The 17,377-nt window shown below is 71.8% G+C and carries 16 protein-coding genes; 8 read left to right on the plus strand and 8 right to left on the minus strand.

Annotated elements, in window-relative coordinates; genetic code table 11:
- Nucleotides 1-106: 106 nt before the first annotated feature.
- Nucleotides 107-946, plus strand: a complete 840-nt coding sequence (locus EES42_RS11890; RefSeq protein ID WP_124718093.1) for an endo alpha-1,4 polygalactosaminidase — start codon at nucleotides 107-109, stop codon at nucleotides 944-946.
- Here the strand turns inward: EES42_RS11890 and cobS are convergent.
- Entirely contained in the window at nucleotides 943-1,722 is a 780-nt protein-coding gene (cobS, locus tag EES42_RS11895) for an adenosylcobinamide-GDP ribazoletransferase (RefSeq protein ID WP_124718094.1), read from the minus strand. The genes EES42_RS11890 and cobS overlap by 4 nt on opposite strands.
- Before the next feature lie 88 nt (nucleotides 1,723-1,810).
- Between cobS and EES42_RS11900 the strand changes: the two genes are divergently transcribed.
- On the plus strand, nucleotides 1,811-2,572 hold the full coding sequence (locus EES42_RS11900; RefSeq protein ID WP_124718095.1) for a hypothetical protein: 762 nt from the start codon (nucleotides 1,811-1,813) through the stop codon (nucleotides 2,570-2,572).
- Here the strand turns inward: EES42_RS11900 and EES42_RS45600 are convergent.
- The 4 genes from EES42_RS45600 to EES42_RS11920 all read right to left on the minus strand — a co-directional run bounded on the left by EES42_RS45600 (nucleotide 2,476) and on the right by EES42_RS11920 (nucleotide 7,552).
- Entirely contained in the window at nucleotides 2,476-3,234 is a 759-nt protein-coding gene (locus EES42_RS45600; RefSeq protein WP_124718096.1) for a hypothetical protein, read from the minus strand. The two genes, EES42_RS11900 and EES42_RS45600, sit on opposite strands and share 97 nt — an antisense overlap.
- Complete coding sequence (locus EES42_RS11910; RefSeq protein WP_206433441.1) at nucleotides 3,231-5,033, minus strand: phosphatidylglycerol lysyltransferase domain-containing protein; 1,803 nt, start codon at nucleotides 5,031-5,033, stop codon at nucleotides 3,231-3,233. The genes EES42_RS45600 and EES42_RS11910 overlap by 4 nt, the downstream gene beginning before the upstream one ends.
- A gap of 88 nt (nucleotides 5,034-5,121) precedes the next feature.
- A complete protein-coding gene (gene cobT / locus EES42_RS11915) occupies nucleotides 5,122-6,228 on the minus strand; it encodes a nicotinate-nucleotide--dimethylbenzimidazole phosphoribosyltransferase (RefSeq protein ID WP_124718097.1) in 1,107 nt (368 codons plus the stop codon).
- Between the two features lie 121 nt (nucleotides 6,229-6,349).
- Complete coding sequence (locus EES42_RS11920) at nucleotides 6,350-7,552, minus strand: bifunctional adenosylcobinamide kinase/adenosylcobinamide-phosphate guanylyltransferase (protein WP_124718098.1); 1,203 nt, start codon at nucleotides 7,550-7,552, stop codon at nucleotides 6,350-6,352.
- 128 nt (nucleotides 7,553-7,680) lie between these two features.
- Between EES42_RS11920 and EES42_RS11925 the strand changes: the two genes are divergently transcribed.
- Nucleotides 7,681-7,890 carry a hypothetical protein gene (locus EES42_RS11925; RefSeq protein WP_072483289.1) on the plus strand — a complete coding sequence of 70 codons (210 nt, stop codon included), beginning with the start codon at nucleotides 7,681-7,683 and terminating at the stop codon, nucleotides 7,888-7,890.
- 62 nt (nucleotides 7,891-7,952) lie between these two features.
- On the opposite strand, the gene EES42_RS11930 is transcribed toward EES42_RS11925, so the two are convergent.
- The 3 genes from EES42_RS11930 to EES42_RS11940 all read right to left on the minus strand — a co-directional run bounded on the left by EES42_RS11930 (nucleotide 7,953) and on the right by EES42_RS11940 (nucleotide 10,574).
- Nucleotides 7,953-9,029: a S1C family serine protease gene (locus tag EES42_RS11930; RefSeq protein WP_124718099.1), complete on the minus strand. Its 1,077-nt coding sequence runs from the start codon at nucleotides 9,027-9,029 to the stop codon at nucleotides 7,953-7,955.
- Between the two features lie 97 nt (nucleotides 9,030-9,126).
- The gene (locus EES42_RS11935) at nucleotides 9,127-9,885 is read right to left on the minus strand and encodes a class I SAM-dependent methyltransferase (protein ID WP_206433442.1); all 759 of its coding nucleotides are present in this window, start codon (nucleotides 9,883-9,885) and stop codon (nucleotides 9,127-9,129) included.
- Nucleotides 9,886-9,974: 89 nt separating this feature from the next.
- Entirely contained in the window at nucleotides 9,975-10,574 is a 600-nt protein-coding gene (locus EES42_RS11940) for a DUF3043 domain-containing protein (RefSeq protein WP_124718519.1), read from the minus strand.
- Nucleotides 10,575-10,871: 297 nt separating this feature from the next.
- On the opposite strand from EES42_RS11940, the gene EES42_RS11945 reads away from it, so the two are divergent.
- The 5 genes from EES42_RS11945 (at nucleotide 10,872) to EES42_RS11965 (ending at nucleotide 17,350) form a co-directional block, all read left to right on the plus strand.
- A complete protein-coding gene (locus tag EES42_RS11945; RefSeq protein ID WP_124718100.1) occupies nucleotides 10,872-11,651 on the plus strand; it encodes a PspA/IM30 family protein in 780 nt (259 codons plus the stop codon).
- Between the two features lie 9 nt (nucleotides 11,652-11,660).
- The gene (locus tag EES42_RS11950; protein ID WP_124718101.1) at nucleotides 11,661-11,939 is read left to right on the plus strand and encodes a PspA-associated protein PspAA; all 279 of its coding nucleotides are present in this window, start codon (nucleotides 11,661-11,663) and stop codon (nucleotides 11,937-11,939) included.
- A 139-nt stretch (nucleotides 11,940-12,078) separates the two neighbouring features.
- Nucleotides 12,079-13,338, plus strand: coding sequence for a sensor histidine kinase (locus EES42_RS11955; protein WP_124718102.1), 1,260 nt, complete (start codon nucleotides 12,079-12,081; stop codon nucleotides 13,336-13,338).
- A complete protein-coding gene (locus tag EES42_RS11960; RefSeq protein ID WP_124718103.1) occupies nucleotides 13,335-14,030 on the plus strand; it encodes a response regulator in 696 nt (231 codons plus the stop codon). The genes EES42_RS11955 and EES42_RS11960 overlap by 4 nt, the downstream gene beginning before the upstream one ends.
- A 164-nt stretch (nucleotides 14,031-14,194) precedes the next feature.
- Nucleotides 14,195-17,350: an efflux RND transporter permease subunit gene (locus EES42_RS11965; RefSeq protein WP_124718104.1), complete on the plus strand. Its 3,156-nt coding sequence runs from the start codon at nucleotides 14,195-14,197 to the stop codon at nucleotides 17,348-17,350.
- The last annotated feature ends 27 nt before the right edge of the window (nucleotides 17,351-17,377 follow it).

Consider the following 17,377-nt stretch of genomic DNA (forward strand, 5'->3'; position numbering starts at 1 on the left):
TGGCGCCACGGCCCCGGGCCCGGACGGCCCGGCCGGGGTCCGTGCGGCCGGAAGAGGCGGTGGACATAGGGTCGTTGGAGGTGAAAGGCCCTATGGGGGGAGAACCATGCGCGCCCGTGGGGTCGCAGGCACGACGCGAGGAAGCCGGGCGCTGCCCGTCGCCGTACTGATTCTGCTGGCCCTGCTGGCCGGCTGCACCTCGGCACCGGAACCCGCCGGGAAGGACCACTGGCGGCCGGAACCGGGCACCCGCTGGCAGTGGCAGCTCTCCGGCAGGCTGGATCCGACGGTGGACGTCCCGGTGTACGACATCGACGGCTTTGACCACGGGGCCGCGGCGGTGGGGGATCTGCACCGCCGGGGCCGCAAGGTGATCTGCTACCTCTCCACCGGTGCCTGGGAGGACTTCCGTCCGGACGCCGGGAAGTTCCCCGCCTCGGTGCGCGGCAAGGGCAACGGCTGGGAGGGGGAGCACTGGCTCGACATCCGCCGCACGGACGTCCTGGAGCCGCTGATGGAGCGGCGGATCGAGATGTGCGCCGAGAAGGGGTTCGACGCGGTGGAGCCCGACAACATGGACGGCTACCGCAACCGCACCGGCTTCCCGCTGACCGCCGCCGACCAGTTGCGCTACAACCGGCTCATCGCCCGGCTCGCCCACCGCCACGGGCTCGCCGTCGGCCTGAAGAACGACCTCGGGCAGATCCCGGAGCTGGAGCCGGACTTCGACTTCGCGGTCAACGAGCAGTGCGCGCAGTACGACGAGTGCGAGGAGCTCACCCCGTTCGTGAAGGCGGGCAAGGCCGTCTTCCACGTCGAGTACGAGCTGCCCGTCGCCCGGTTCTGCGCCGATTCGCGACGGCTGGGGCTCAGCTCCCTGCTGAAGAAGTACGAACTCGGCGTGTGGCGCCAGGAGTGCCCGAAGGGCCGCGCGCAGAACGGCTAACCGAACGTCAGGGCCACCAGGGCCGCCGTCGCCGCCGTCTCCGCCAGCGCGCCGAACACGTCGCCGGTCACCCCGCCGAAGCGCCGCACACAGTGCCGCAGCAGGAGCTGGGAGACCCCGAGCGCGGCCACCGCGGCCAGCGCGTGGTGCAGCGCCCCGTACCCGCCGAGCAGCGCACCGGCCCCCGCGCAGCCCGCGACCACCACGGCCCCGACCAGCACCGCGCCCCGCCCGGTGACCGTCCCCGCCACCGCCGCGCCCAGCCCCTCCGGACGGGCCGGCGGCACGCCCCGGCGGGAGGCCAGGGTGAGCGCGAGCCGGGCGGTGACCGCGGCGACGGCCGCCGCCACCGCGCCGTACGCCCAGCCCCGCCCGTACAGCTCGGCCAGCGCGGCGACCTGGGCCAGCAGCACGAACAGCAGGGTGATCACACCGAACGGCCCAATGTCCGACTGCTTCATGATCCGCAGGGCGTCGTCGGCGGGCCTGCCGCTGCCCAGACCGTCGGCGGTGTCCGCGAGACCGTCCAGATGCAGACCCCGGGTCAGCGCGGCGGGCACGGCGGCCGAGGCGACCGCGGCGAGCAGCGGTGCCGAGCCGAGCAGCAGCAACAGGCCGCCGGCCGCCGCCGAGAGCAGCCCCACCACGAGACCGGCGAGCGGCGCGCACAGCATTCCGGCGCGGGCGGCCTCGCGGTCCCAGCGGGTGACGCGGACGGGGAGCACGGTCAGGGTGCCGAAGGCGAAACGGATGCCGTGGCTGTTCAGGGAGGTCACGGCGCGCAGGCTAATCGGTGCGCCCGGCCGATAGATTGCCCGTAACGCTACATATCAGGGCAGAAACGGCTTATCGGGAGTGGGTGGCATGGGTCACTGGTTCGATCAGAACATCGTCGAGCCGGGGAAGCTGCCGCTGCTCCTCGCCCTGGCCGCCTTCGTGCTCACCTTCGCGATCACCCGGCTCATCACCCGGATGATCCGGGCGGGGAAGGGCCCGTTCCGCAACATCACACCCGGCGGTATGCACATCCACCACGTGGTTCCCGGGGTGGTGCTGAGCGTCGTCGGCGGTTTCGGCGCGGTCGCCAGCGGACGGCAGGGCGTCGCCGCGGGGATCTGGGCCGTGGTCTTCGGCATGGGTGCGGGGCTGGTGCTGGACGAGTTCGCCCTGATCCTCCATCTCGACGACGTGTACTGGACCGAGGAGGGCCGCCGGAGCGTGGAGGTGGTGGTCCTCACCGCGGCGCTGGTTCTGCTGGTGCTGGGCGGATTCTCACCGCTCGGCGTGAACGAGCTGAGCAGCGACGAGCAGCAGGACCGGCTCGGCGTGATCCTGACCCTGATCGTCAACTTCTGCTTCGTGCTGATCGCGCTCTTCAAGGGCAAGGCGCGGCTCGCGGTCGTCGGCACGCTGGTCCCGTTCGTCGCGCTGATCGGCGCGGTCCGGCTGGCCCGGCCGACCTCGATGTGGGCCAGGCGCTTCTACCGCAACCGGCACCGGGCCCGCGCCCGGTCGGTGCTGCGCGCCTATCACCACGATGTGCGCTGGGTGGGCCCGCGGCGCAGGTTCGAGGATCTGATCGGCGGCGCACCGGACCGGGTGCCGCTCCCGGGACGCAAGTCCTGATCCCGGGGCCGGTCCCGGCGGGGTGCGCGGACGCACATCAGGAGGACGGCGGCGATCGCCACCAGGTGCTCCTTGCCCGCCAGATTGTTCTTCAGGACCATCTCGGCCACCATCGCCACGATGACCAGCGCCCCGGTGAAACGGGCCCGGTGGACGTAACAGAGGTAGACGGCGAGGCCGACCACCGCCGCGGACGGCCCGGTGTCGGCGATCACGGCGTCCGAGGCCGGCAGCCCGAACGGCCCGTCCGGGCCGAGCGCGACACCGATCCGCGCGTACAGCGTCCCGGCCAGCGTCGCCACGTACGCGATCAGCAGCGTGCGCCACCGGCCCAGGCAGATCTCGGCGGTGCCGAACACCACCAGGATCTGGGCCAGCGCACCCCAGACCGGCAGATCCGGCGCCGGCACGAACAGTGACAACGGCGTACGCAACAGGGAGAGCGGCAGCGGGTCCTCGGCCTTCACCGTCCCGAGGGCGTGCACCACCCCGAGTCCCCACGAGTGCTGCTGCAGCGCGTGGAGCAATGCCGTCAGACAGACCGCGGCGACCGTCATCGGGATCGCCCGCAGCCGGTCGGTGGCGAGCGCCGCGCGTACGGTCGCCGACAGCGAACCCCATTCGCGGCGAGCCGCCCGGCGCAGGGCGCGCACGGGTCTCATCCATCGGCCCCGAGATGCGAGCGGTGCAGCCACTTGGGCAGACCGGGCGCCTCCAGGAACCCTTCGGCGCGGCCCGCCGCGACACCGATGCGCAGCAGGTCCGAGCTCTTCTCGAACAGCATGAAGCGGGGCTCCCAGATCGGCCGGTACTTGGCGTTGGCGCGGTACAGCGACTCGATCTGCCACCAGCGCGAGAAGAAACTGAGCATCGAGCGCCACAGCCTCAGCACCGGTCCGGCGCCGAGCCGCGAACCACGCTCGAAGACGGACCGGAACATCGCGAAGTTCAGCGAGACCTGCGTGATCCCGATCTCCTGGGCGCGTTGGAGGAGCTCGATGACCATGAACTCCATCAGCCCGTTCTCCGCGTCCCGGTCACGGCGCATCAGGTCCAGCGAGAGGCCGTTCGGCCCCCAGGGCACGAAGCTCAGTACCGCGCGCAACTCGCCCGGAACGCCCTCCTCGGTGGGGGCGTTGCGGCATTCGAGCATCACGCACCGGCCGTCGCCCGGATCGCCGAGCCGGCCCAGCGCCATCGAGAAGCCGCGTTCGGTCGCCCCGTCGCGCCAGTCGTCGGCGCGCCGCACCAGTTCGGCCATCTCCGCCCCGGGGATGTCCGCGTGGCGGCGGACGGTCACTTCGTACCCGGCGCGCCGGACCCGGTTGTACGCCTGGCGGACGGTCCGCATCGCCCGCCCCTCCAGGGTGAACTCGGCGGTCTCCACGATCGCTTCGTCGCCCAGCTCCAGGGCGTCGAGGCCGTGCCGTGCGTAGACCGTGCCGCCCTCCTCGCTCACCCCCATCACCGCCGGGATCCAGCCGTGCTCGCGGGCCTCGGCCAGCCATGGCTCGATCGCCCCCGGCCAGGCCTCCGGGTCGCCGATGGGATCACCGGAGGCGAGCGAGACCCCACCCACCACCCGGTAGGTGACGGCGGCCTTCCCGGTGGGGGACCAGATGACGCTCTTCTCCCGGCGCAGCGAGAAGTAGCCGAGCGAGTCGCGCTCGCCGTGCTTCTCCAGCAGCGCCCGGAGCCGGGCCTCGTCCTCGGGGGTGATCGGGTCGACGGCCCGGCGGGACCGGAACGCCGCGTACACGACGGCGATCAGCAGCAGCGTGGAGAGCACGTTGATGGTGACGTTGACCCAGCCGGGGGCGGTGATCCCGGGGAAGGAGGCGTCGTTGTCGGCGACCGAGACCAGCCGCAGCGCCCCGTAGCGCCAGCGGTCCAGGAAGGTCGCGCGGTAGTCGTCGGTCGCGGTGTTGGTGAGGGTGACCAGGCCCGCGGCGAGCAGTGAGGTGACCAGCAGCCCGCCGATCGCGACGACGGCCGCCAGCTTCGGGTTGGACCGGTCGCCCTTCGCGTAGAACTCGCGCCGGCCGAGGATCAGCGCCAGGACGAAGGCGGCGGTCAGCGCCAGCGAGATCCAGTTCTGCGGATACCGCCGGACCTCGGGGGACGCGATCACCAGGGCGAAGAGGAGCAGCAGCAGGCCGCTCACCACCATGTTCACGATCCAGGCGGCCCGCTTGCGGCGGCGCATGGTGACCGCCAGGAAGAGTGCGACGACCCCGGAGGAGAACCCCGCGGTGAGCAGATAGGGGGTGAAGTAGTTCTCCGTGTTGTGGCGGCGCAGATCGTTGCCGAGAGTGACCCAGACGGCGCTCAGGAAGTTGATGAACGACACGACGCGCAGGTACCAGATGGCGAATGCCGCGCTGCGCCGTGACCGGACGGTGCTCGGTGACCGGACGGTGTCCCGCCCGGATTCGTCGGTGGCCAATCGGACCTCTCCCATGAAAAGCGATCATATGGTGCATCGCACTGCATGAGGGACTGCGCTGCGGCCGGTCTTCGACGGCCGCAGCGGCGCCGGTCCGTGAGGCTCAGGTCGCGTCGCCGTACGCGGCGCCGGCCCCGGCTCCCTCGTCGGCGCCGTCCTTCTCCTCGGCGACGGGGTCGCGTTCGGGCAGCTCGGCCGCGAGTGCGGCCGCGGCCCGGACGAGCGGGAGTGCGAGCAGTGCCCCGCTTCCTTCTCCCACGATGACGCCGTGGTCCAGCAGCGGGTTGAGCGCCATCCGGTCCAGCGCCTTGGCCTGGGCCGGCTCACCGCTCGCCTGCCCCGCCAGCCACCAGTCCGGCGCCCGGAAGGCGGCCCGCTGGCCCACCAGCGCACAGGCCGCGGAGACCACGCCGTCCAGGATCACCGGCAGCCTGCGCACCGCGCACTGCAACAGGAACCCGGTCATCGCCGCCAGATCCGCACCGCCCACCGTGGCCAGCAGCTCCAGCTGGTCGCCGAGGACCGGCCGGGCCCGCCGCAGCGCGTCCCGGATCGCCGCGCACTTGCGCATCCACGCCAGGTCGTCGATGCCCGCGCCGCCGCGCCCGGTGACCACCGAGGCGTCCGTACCGCACAGCGCCGCGATCAGGGTGGCCGCGGCCGTGGTCCCGCCCACGCTCAGATCGCCGAGCACCACCAGATCGGTGCCCGAGTCGGCCTCCTCGTCGGCGATCGCCATGCCCAGCCGTACCGCCCGCTCGGCCTCCTCGGCCGTCAGCGCGTCCTCGATGTCGATCCGGCCGCTGCCCCGCCGCACCCGATGACGCACCACCGGCTCGGGCAGCAGCTCCGGATCGCAGTCCAGGCCGGCGTCGACGATCCGTACCGGTACGGAGAACTGCCGGGCCAGCACCGCGAGCGGCGTCGCACCGTCCAGCGTGGCCCGCACCAGCTCGTACGCGCTGTTGGCCGCGCGCCCGGAGACATCCAGTCCGGCGACCCCGTGATCACCGGCGAAGAGCACCACGCGCGGCTGCTCGATCGTCTTGACCGGTACGGCCTGCTGAGCGGCCGAGAGCCATTCGCCCAGCTCGTCCAGGCGGCCGAGGGAGCCGACGGGAACGCTCAGGCGCTCCCGTCGTTCCTCGGCATCGCGCCGTACGCCGCCGTCGGGGCGTTCGATCAGGTCGGAGAAGTCGTCCAGATTCACGGGGGTCTGCCTCGCGGGTCGATGCGTCGAGTGGGCCGGTGAGCCCGGCGGCGGGCTCACTGCGGAACAGTACCCGCCGCGTTTCCGGCGCCCGGTCGGCGCGAGGCCCCCGCGGCCCGGGTCAGCCGCGCAGCACCAGCGCCTGCCCGGCCACCACCAGCAGCACCTGCTCGCACTCGTCGGCGAACGCGGCGTTCAGCCGGCCCAGCTCGTCCCGGAAGCGCCGCCCGGCAGCCGTCGCGGGCACCACGCCCGAACCGGTCTCATTGGTGACGGCGACGACCGTACGACGCGTTCCGCGGACCGCCGCCACCAGCTCGGCGGTCCGCTTCCGCAGGGCGCCCTCGCCGCCCCCGGTCCACGCCTCGTCGTCCCAGGCGTCCACCCGGTCCATCGCGTCGGTCAGCCACAGCGACAGACAGTCGATCAGCAGCGGCGGCCCGTCCGACTCCAGCAGCTCCACCAGCTCACAGGTCTCCTCGGTGCGCCAGGCGGCCGGCCGGCGCTCCCGGTGCAGACCGACCCGGGCCGCCCACTCGGCGTCGTCCTCCCGGCCGCCGCCGGTCGCCACGTACACCACCTCGGGGAACGTCTCCAGGCGTCGCTCGGCCTCCACCGACTTTCCCGACCTGGCCCCACCCGTCACCAGCGTGCGCCGGGGCACCGGCGGAACCGCGTGGTACTCGCCCACCACCAGCGTCGTCCCGTCCGGCACGGCCCGCGCGCCGGCCGCCGCGAGCCGCCGGTCCAGCTCGGCCCCGGGCGGTGCGGCATGGTCCAGATGGACGGCCACGATCTCGGTGGCCGGGCCGATCGCCTCCACCGCCCGCAGCCGCGCCACCGCGTCCGGCCGCCCCACCACATCGCCGACCACCATGTCGTACGGCTCCGCCACCCGGTCGGTGAGACCGGCGGGCGCGGCCCCCGGCGGCATGTACAGCAGCCGGGGGCCCGCCGGTCCGGTGACCTCGTACCCGGTTCCCGGCGCGTCCATCGGCACCGCCCGCACCCGGTGCCCGCTGATCAGCGTCAGCACCCGCCCGTCCGGTACCCGCCCCGCCGGGGGCAGCCCCGCGGGCAGCTCCACGGCGGGCCCGTCGTGCGGATGGGTGAGCAGTACCTGCCGCACCCCGGTGAGCGAGTGCCCCGCACGGGCCGCGGCGAACACGGCCCCCGGGGTGAGATCGAGCAGCAGCGCGTCGTCGACCAGCAGCGCGGTCGCGGCCCGCGAGCGCGCCCCGCGGGCGACGGCGCAGGCGGCGCAGGGACATTCGGGCTGCGGCAGCCCGTCGGGGGCTCCGGTGCCGAGCAGAGTCAGTTCCACGCCTTTGATCCTCCCGCGTCCGTGCGGCCGGTGCGCGACCTGGGGGCGTCCGGACGGGTGCGGAGCCGGTCCCCGCACCGGACGCAGGCACTAGGCTGCGGGGCAGCAAAGCGACCCAGGAGGCGGACATGGCGTGGACGTGGCGGTTCGAGAAGTCCGACGGTACGGAGACGGAGCCGGCCCTGCAGCCGGAGGAATTCACCACCCAGGGCGACGCGGAGTCCTGGATCGGTGAGTACTGGAAGGAACTCCTGGACGGCGGGGCGGACCAGGTGACGCTCTTCGACGACTCGACGAAGATCTACGGCCCCATGAGCCTCCAGGCGGACCAGGGCTGATCCGCCGCCTCGCGCGAGGAGCGCTCGATCTCCTCTCGTCACTCCTCGCGCGAGGAGGGTCGTCAGATCTCGCCCAGGGTGACCCGCGCCGTCTTCTGCGCCCCGTTGCGCTGATAGGTCACCGTGACCTTCTCGCCCGGCTTGTCCGAGGCCAGCGCCTCCGACAGGGAGGTGATCGTGGTGACCGGCTGGTCGTCGATCCTGGTGACGATGTCGCCGGGCCGCAGGCCCGCCTTGTCCGCGGCGCCGTCCCTCGTCACACTCACCAGCGCCACCCCGGCCGGCTGGTAGTTGTCGTCGACGACGGTGCGGCCGGTGATGTTCAGGGCCGCCCGGCCCGAGTCGGTGACCCTGCCGCTCTCGATGATCTGATCGGCGACCGTCTTCACCATCGACACCGGGATCGCGAACCCGATCCCCGGCGCCGCGCTGCCGCCCAGTTCCGGGTCGGTCGCCGCCAGGGTCGGGATGCCGATCACCTCGCTGTCCAGGTTGACCAGCGCGCCCCCGCTGTTGCCCGGGTTGATCGCGGCCGAGGTCTGCACCATGTTCGCGATCGTCGCGCCGGTGCCGCCGCCTGCGCGGCTCTCGCTGACGGTCCGGCCGAGCGCCGAGACGATGCCCTGGGTGACGCTGGAGGACAGCCCGAGCGGTGAGCCCATCGCCAGCACGATCTGCCCCACCTCGACCTTCTCCGAGTCGCCGAACTTCGCGGGCTTCAGACCGGACGGCACGCTGTCGAGCTTGATGACGGCCAGATCCTGCTCAGGGTAGGCGGCCACCAGCGTGGCCTTCATCACCTTCTCGCCGGTGGCGACGGTGACCTTGAAATCTTTGTCGTTGCCGACCACATGGGCATTGGTGACGATATGGCCCTTGGTGTCGTAGACGATGCCGGAGCCCAGGCCCTCGGAGGCCTCGATCTGCACCACCGACGGCAGCACGTTCTTGATCACGGCCTGGTAGTCGCTCTGGAGATCACCGGCGGTCCGGGAGGCGGAGGCCGGGGTGCTGGGGTCGGACCTCGGTGATTCGGAGGCCGCGTCCGAGCAGCCGCTCACCAGGGCGATCGCACAGACACCTGCGGCCAGGGACAGCAGCAGCCGGCGGACACGGGCGCGGGAGTGGGATGCATCCATGTCCGAATCATCGCTTTCGACCCGGTCGGCGGCCTCCTGGGATCGGCCGGGCGGGGCATGCCGTCGGCCGGCCCCGGCGACCCGCTCCCGCGTCCTCTCAGCCCCGGACCCCGCACAGGTGCAGCAGCGCGGCCACCCGGCGGTACGGATCGGTCCGCCCGGCCCGGTCCTCCGCGGCGAGCACCTGCTCCAGCTCGGCCGCGGCCGGCAGCTCCACGTCGTTGCTCACGTTGTCCGTGAAGACGCGCACCCCGTACCAGGCGTGCAGCGGCGCCGCGATCCCGGCGAGCGTGGCCGTCAGGGCGTCCAGCCGGTCGGCCCGCACGGTGAGGCCCAGCCGGTTGGTGTACGTGTCCGTGTCGAAGGCGGCCAGCGCCCCGTCCCAGTCCCCGGCGGTCCCGGGGCGCATCGCCAGCGCGTCCGCGTTGCGTACGAGCAGCGAGAGCAGTCCGCCCGGGGCGAGCATCCGGGCCAGGCCCGCCAGCATCGCGTCCGGATCCCGGACATACATCAGCACGCCGTGGCAGAGCACCACGTCGAAGCTGCCGGGCAGGAAGTGCACCCCGGTGTCCAGACCGTTGCCCTCGATCAGCCGGACCCGCTCACGGATGCCCGCGGGCTCGCCGCCGAGCGCCTCCTTGGCCACCCGCAGCATCTCGGCGTCCGACTCCAGGCCGGTCACCGTATGACCGGCCCGCGCCAGGCGCAGCGCCTGGGTGCCCTGGCCCATGCCGACGTCCAGCACCCGCAGCCGCTGCCCGACCGGGAAGCGGGCCGCTATCTGCTCGTCGAGCTGCCGGGCCACCAGTTCCTGGCGGACGGTGTTGCGCAGCCCGCCGAGCCCCTTCAGCCACACCGAGGAGGCTCCGGAGAACCCGGTGACCGGAACGGCATCGTCCGGCCGGCCGGCGGACGGACCGCCGACCGAGCCGGAGATGTGCGTACTCAGGGCCGCTCTCCTCGCTTGACCTGCGGCTTGGGCAGCCGGAGGCGACGCATCTGAAGCGTGCGCATCAGGCCGTAGGCGACCGCGCCACGCTTGGGCGTATCGGGGAAACGCTCCTTGAGCTGCTTCTTCAGGCGGATCGAGAGACCGATCGAGTCGAGCACGATCAGCACGATCACGACGAGCCAGAGCAGCAGCGAGATGTTCTGGATGTTCTGCACCTGGATCACGCTGAGAATCAGAATGATCACGGCGAGCGGCAGGAAGAACTCCGCGATGCAGAAACGTGAGTCCACGTAGTCGCGGACGAAGCGCCGCACCGGGCCCTTGTCGCGAGCCGGCAGATAGCGCTCGTCGCCACTGGCGAGCGCCTCACGCTGCTTGGCCATGTCCACACGGCGCGCTTCGCGCTGCCGCTTCATGGCCTCCTTGCGGTCGAGCGGCGCGCCACTGGAGGCGCGACGGCGCTGCGACTGGGCATCGCTGCGCTTGGGGGTGGGGCGACCTTTGGGGGCCTGCGGGTCGCGGGGCTGCTTGGAGAGGTCCGCCGTCACCTTGCCGGTGGGCGCCTTCTCTTCCTTCGAACGGCTACGGAACACAAGGCCCAAGGGTACGGGTTCGATCGCCACGACCCCAGGCCGGTCGGGAACGATCCGGCAACGGCCTGCGTCCTCGCTGGTGTACCGGGGTGCCCGGTACGGGTGACGTGACCGGGTCTCCCTGACCCCCGCCTACTCCTTGGGCCGGAGTGGTGACCTGGTGCAGTCGTCCTTGGGTAGGAGCACATCCTTGCTCGAACAGTGCGGTAATAGAGGCAGGGCCCGTACTGTGGGTTCTGTTGGAGTGCTGGAGCTCAGTCCGTCAGAAGGGGGCGCGCGAAGCCCATGAGCGGTGTCATGAAGCGTATGGGGATGATCTTCCGCGCGAAGGCAAACAAGGCCCTTGACCGGGCCGAGGATCCGCGCGAGACCCTCGATTACTCGTACCAGAAGCAGCTCGAACTGCTTCAGAAGGTACGTCGCGGTGTCGCCGACGTGGCGACCTCGCGCAAGCGGCTGGAGCTGCAGCTGAACCAGCTGCAGGGACAGTCGTCCAAGCTGGAGGACCAGGGCCGCAAGGCGCTCGCGCTCGGCCGCGAGGACCTGGCCCGCGAGGCGCTGTCCCGGCGCGCCGCACTCCAGCAGCAGGTCACCGACCTGGAGACGCAGCACACCACGCTGCAGGGCGAGGAGGAGAAGCTCACCCTCGCGGCGCAGCGGCTGCAGGCCAAGGTCGATGCCTTCCGCACCAAGAAGGAGACCATCAAGGCCACCTACACCGCCGCCCAGGCGCAGACCCGGATCGGCGAGGCCTTCTCCGGGATCTCGGAGGAGATGGGCGACGTCGGCCTGGCGATCCAGCGGGCCGAGGACAAGACCCAGCAGCTGCAGGCCCGGGCCGGCGCGATCGACGAGCTGCTCGCCTCCGGTGCCCTGGACGACCCGACCGGCACGGCGAAGGACGACATCGCCGCCGAGCTGGACCGGATCTCCGGCGGTACGGACGTAGAGCTGGAGCTCCAGCGCATGAAGGCAGAGCTGGCCGGCGGCTCCAGCCAGCAGGCGATCGAGGGCGGCCCGCAGGACGCCGCCCAGCAGCAGTCGTCGCAGTCCCCGCACAGGTTCGACAAGAGTTGAGGCGGCGTCATGATCGTACGGATCATGGGGGAGGGCCAGGTCGCACTGGCCGACAGTCATCTCGCCGAGCTCGACGGGCTCGACGACGAACTGCTCGCCGAGATGGAGAGCGGTGACGGACCGGGTTTCCGGGCCACTCTCCACGCGCTCCTGGCCAGGGTGCGCGAGCTCGGCACAGCGTTGCCGGACGACTCCCTGGAGCCGTCCGAGCTGATCCTTCCGTCGTCCGACGCGACCCTCGAAGAGGTGCGCGCCATGCTCCGCGACGACGGCCTGATCCCCGGCTGACGCCTCTCGCCCCGCTCCAGCACACGCGTGAACCCGTGCCCCGGGTCCGGTCCGCCGGACCCGGGGCACAGGCGTGTCCGGTGTCTTTCGCGCGGGATCCGGTCGGATTCCCCCGCGACACGCCGTAACGTAGCTTGACGTGACCACCCTCGGAACCGGGGTTCTGCGCGTCCGGCACTGGCTGCGCGACCATCCCCTCGCGCTGGACGCCACCCTGGCCCTGGCCGTGCTGGTGACGATGGTCGTCGGGTCGTTCGTCCACCCGCGCCCGGGGGAGGGGCCCTCCTTCGGAACCCGGCCGCCCGCGGTCAGCGGCGTGCTGCTGATGGTGGCCGGCGCCGTCGCGCTCATCTGGCGGCGGCGCAACCCCATGGCGGTGCTCGCGGTCACCGCCGGGCTGACCGTCGTCGAGCTGGTGAAGTCCGACCCGCCCGCACCCGTGGTCATGGCCACCGTCATCGCGCTGTGCACCGTCGCCGCCCGCACCGACCGGCCCACCACCTGGCGGGTCGGCCTGCTGACGGTGGCCGTGCTGACCGCCTCGGCGATGCTCTTCGGCGCGGCGCCCTGGTACAGCCAGGAGAACTTCGGCGTCTTCGCCTGGACCGGCATGGCCTGCGCGGCGGGGGACGCCGTCCGCTCCAGGCGCGCCTTCGTCGACGCGATCAGGGAGCGGGCCGACCGGGCCGAGCGCACCCGCGAGGAGGAGGCCCGGCGGCGGGTCGCCGAGGAGCGGCTGCGGATCGCCCGCGATCTCCACGACGTCGTCGCCCACCACATCGCCCTGGTCAACGTCCAGGCCGGGGTGGCCGCCCACGTCATGGACAAGCGCCCCGACCAGGCCAAGGAGGCGCTCGCCCACGTCCGGGAGGCCAGCCGTTCCGCGCTCGACGAACTGCGGGCCACCGTCGGGCTGCTGCGGCAGTCCGGCGACCCGGCGGCGCCCACCGAACCCGCACCGGGCCTCGCCGTCCTCGACGCACTGGTCGACACCGTCCGCCGGGCCGGGCTCCCCGTCGAGGTGGTCTGCACCGACCGGCGGCCCCCGCTGCCCGCGGCCGTCGACCTGGCCGCGTACCGGGTCATCCAGGAGGCGCTGACCAATGTCCGCAAGCACGCGGGCCCCGGCGCCCGGGCCGAGGTGAGCGTCGTACGGGTCGGGGCCACGGCCGAGGTCACCGTGATCGACAACGGCTTCGGCGGGGGCGGCTGCCACGGCGACGGCGGCGGGCACGGTCTGCTCGGCATGCGCGAACGCGTCACCGCGCTCGGCGGCACCCTCACCGCCGGGCCCCGCTACGGCGGCGGATTCAGGGTCCATGCGATCCTGCCCGTCGAGGCCCGCACAGGAGAGTCCGGGGAGCCGGGCGCGGTGGGCCGGACGGGGGAAACCGTATGACAGGGCCCATCAAGGTGCTGCTCGTCGACGACCAGGCGCTGCTGCGCAGCGCGTTCCGGGTGCTGGTCGACTCGGAGGCCGACATGGAGGTGGTCGGCGAGGCGGCGGACGGCGCGCAGGCCGTGGAGCTCGCCCGCTCGACCGGCGCCGACGTGGTGCTGATGGACATCCGGATGCCCGGCACGGACGGACTCACCGCGACCCGCATGATCAGCGCCGATCCCGAGCTGGCCGGCGTACGGGTCGTCATGCTCACCACCTTCGAGGTCGACGAGTACGTGGTGCAGTCGCTGCGGGCCGGGGCGTCCGGCTTCCTCGGCAAAGGGGCGGAACCCGAGGAACTGCTCAACGCGATCCGTATCGCCGCGGGCGGCGAGGCACTGCTGTCGCCCGCCGCGACCAAGGGGCTGATCGCCACCTTCCTCGCGCAGGGCGGCAGTTCGGACGGCGAAGGGCCGAGCGCCGCGGAGTACTCCGACCGGCTCGCCGCGCTCACCGGCCGCGAGCGCGAGGTGCTCGTCCTGGTCGCGGGCGGCCACTCCAACGACGAGATCGCCGAGCGGCTCGTCGTCAGCCCGCTCACCGTCAAGACCCATGTGAACCGGGCGATGGCGAAGCTGGGCGCCAGGGACCGGGCCCAATTGGTGGTAATCGCCTACGAATCCGGCCTGGTGCGCCCCAGGGTGGAGTGAGGGGTGGAGATGCGGCGTACTCCACCTGCGGTATGCGCGGCATAAGAAAGCGACCTGGGATTGACGCCCCGGGCCCTGCCGGCAGGCGATCGTATAGATGGGCCGGGTCTGTCCCTCAGCCGCCCGCCCACCTGCCGCGTAAGCCACAGAAGAGAGACCCACCCATGTCCTGGCTGTCCAGATTCAGCCTCGCGCAACGGGCCCTGATCGGTTTGATCTCGATCGTCGCGCTCGTATTCGGGGCGATAGCGATCCCGCAGCTCAAGCAGCAGCTGCTGCCCACCATCGAACTCCCGATGGTGTCGGTCATCGCCCCCTACCAGGGTGCGTCCCCCGATGTGGTCGAGAAGCAGGTCGTCGAGCCGCTGGAGAACTCGGTCAAGGCCGTCGACGGCGTCACCGGGATCACCTCGACCGCAAGCGAGGGCAGCGCCGTCATCATGGCGTCCTTCGACTTCGGCAGCGAGGGCACCAAGCAGCTCGTCGCCGACATCCAGCAGGCGGTGAACCGCGCCCGCGCCCAGCTTCCCGACGACGTCGACCCGCAGGTCATCGCCGGTTCGACGGACGACATCCCGGCTGTCGTCCTCGCCGTCACCTCCGGCAAGGACCAGCAGGCGCTCGCCGACCAGCTGGACCGCACGGTCGTCCCCGCCCTGGAGGACATCAGCGGAGTCGGCCAGGTCACCGTCGACGGTGTGCAGGACCTCCAGATCTCCGTCACCCCCGACGACAAGGCGCTCGCCGCCGCCGGTCTGAACGCCGGCACGCTCTCCCAGGCGCTCCAGGCGGGCGGCGCGACCGTCCCCGCCGGTGCCTTCTCCGAGTCGGGCAAGAGCCGCACCGTCCAGGTCGGCGGTGCCTTCACCTCCCTGAAGCAGATCGAGGACCTGCGGGTCACCGGTCAGGACCCGGCGACGGGCAAGCCCGGCACGCCGGTCCGCGTCGGTGACGTCGCCACCGTGAAGCAGGAGCCGTCCACCGCGGTCTCCATCACCCGTACGAACGGCAAGCCGAGCCTCGCCGTGATGGCCACGATGGACAAGGACGGCAGCGCCGTCGCCATCTCGGACGCGGTCAAGGACAAGCTCCCCGACCTCCGCAAGGACCTCGGAGCCGGTGCCGAACTGACCGTCGTCTCCGACCAGGGCCCGGCCGTCTCCAAGGCGATCTCCGGTCTGACCACCGAGGGCGCGCTCGGTCTGCTCTTCGCCGTCATCGTGATCCTGGTCTTCCTCGCCTCGCTGCGCTCGACCCTGGTCACCGCGGTCTCCATCCCGCTCTCCGTGGTCCTCGCGCTGATCGTGCTCTGGACCCGTGACCTCTCGCTCAACATGCTCACGCTGGGCGCGCTGACCATCGCGATCGGCCGCGTCGTCGACGACTCGATCGTGGTCCTGGAGAACATCAAGCGTCACCTCGGCTACGGCGAGGAGCGCCAGTCGGCGATCATCACCGCGGTGAAGGAAGTGGCCGGCGCGGTCACCTCCTCGACCCTCACCACGGTCGCCGTCTTCCTGCCGATCGGTCTCGTCGGCGGCATGGTCGGCGAGCTCTTCGGCTCCTTCTCGCTGACCGTCACCGCGGCCCTGCTGGCATCCCTGCTGGTCTCGCTGACCGTCGTTCCCGTCCTGTCGTACTGGTTCCTGCGCGCCCCGAAGGGCGCCACGGAGAACCCGGACCAGGCGCGCCGCGAGGCCGAGGAGAAGGAGGCCCGCAGCCGGCTCCAGAAGCTGTACGTCCCGGTCCTGCGCTTCGCCACCCGGCGTCGCATCACCAGCATCGTCATCGCGATCGTGGTGTTCCTCGCCACCTTCGGCATGGCCCCGCTGCTGAAGACCAACTTCTTCGACCAGGGCGAGCAGGAGGTCCTCTCCATCAAGCAGGAGCTGGCCCCCGGCACCAGCCTGGCGGCCGCCGACAAGGCGGCCAGGAAGGTCGAGAAGGTCCTCACCGAGGACGAGGGCGTCAAGGACTACCAGGTCACCGTCGGCTCGTCCGGCTTCATGGCGGCCTTCGGCGGCGGCACCGGCGCCAACCAGGCCTCCTACCAGGTCACCCTGAAGGACTCGGGCGACTTCGACGCCACGCAGAAGCGCATCGACACCGCGCTCGGCAAGCTCGACGGCATCGGTGACACCACCATCGCCGCGGGCGACGGCTTCGGCAGCCAGGACCTCAGCGTCGTGGTCAAGGCCTCCGACGCGGACGTGCTGAAGAAGGCGTCCGAGCAGGTCCGGGCCGGGGTGGCCGGGCTGAAGGACGTCACCGACGTCCAGAGCGACCTCGCCCAGAGCATCCCGCGGATCTCGGTCAAGGCCACGCCCAAGGCCGCCGAGGCCGGCTTCAACCAGGCCACGCTCGGCGCGGCCGTCGCCGGAGCGGTGCGCGGCACCCCGTCCGGCAAGGCGATCATGGACGACACCGAGCGGGACGTCGTCATCAGGTCCGCCCACCCGGCCACCACGATGGCCGAGCTGAAGAACCTCCCTCTCGGCCCGGTGAAGCTCGGACAGATCGCCGACGTCGAGCTGGTCCCCGGCCCGGTCTCGATGACCCGGATCGACGGCCAGCGCGCCGCGACGATCACCGCCAAGCCCGTCGGCGACAACACCGGTGCGGTCGGCGCCTCGCTCCAGAAGAAGATCGACGAGCTGAAGCTCCCGGACGGTGCCACCGCCACCATCGGCGGTGTCTCCGAGGACCAGAACGACGCGTTCCTGAAGCTCGGCCTGGCCATGTTGGCCGCGATCGCGATCGTCTTCATGCTGCTGGTGGCGACCTTCAAGTCCCTCGTCCAGCCGCTGATCCTGCTGGTCTCCATCCCGTTCGCGGCGACCGGCGCCATCGGCCTGCTCGTGATCACCGGCACCCCGATGGGCGTCCCGGCGATGATCGGCATGCTGATGCTGATCGGCATCGTGGTGACCAACGCGATCGTGCTGATCGACCTGATCAACCAGTACCGGACCCAGGGCATGGGCGTCGTCGAAGCGGTCATCGAGGGCGGCCGCCACCGGCTCCGCCCGATCCTGATGACCGCACTCGCGACCATCTTCGCCCTGCTCCCGATGGCACTCGGCGTCACCGGCGAGGGAGGCTTCATCTCGCAGCCGCTCGCCGTGGTCGTGATCGGAGGCCTGGTCACCTCGACCCTGCTGACGCTCCTTCTGGTGCCGACGCTCTACGCGATGGTGGAGCTCCGCAAGGAGCGCCGCGCGAAGAAGAAGGCCGCCAAGCGCGCGCAGAAGGCGGGCCTGCCCGCCCCGGCCCCCGCGGAGGCGACCGCCTCCGAGGAGCCGGAGCCCGCGAAGGCCTGATCCGCCCGGTACGACGGCAGGGCCCCG

The organism is Streptomyces sp. ADI95-17 (assembly GCF_003846175.1).
Taxonomy (GTDB): domain Bacteria; phylum Actinomycetota; class Actinomycetes; order Streptomycetales; family Streptomycetaceae; genus Streptomyces; species Streptomyces sanglieri.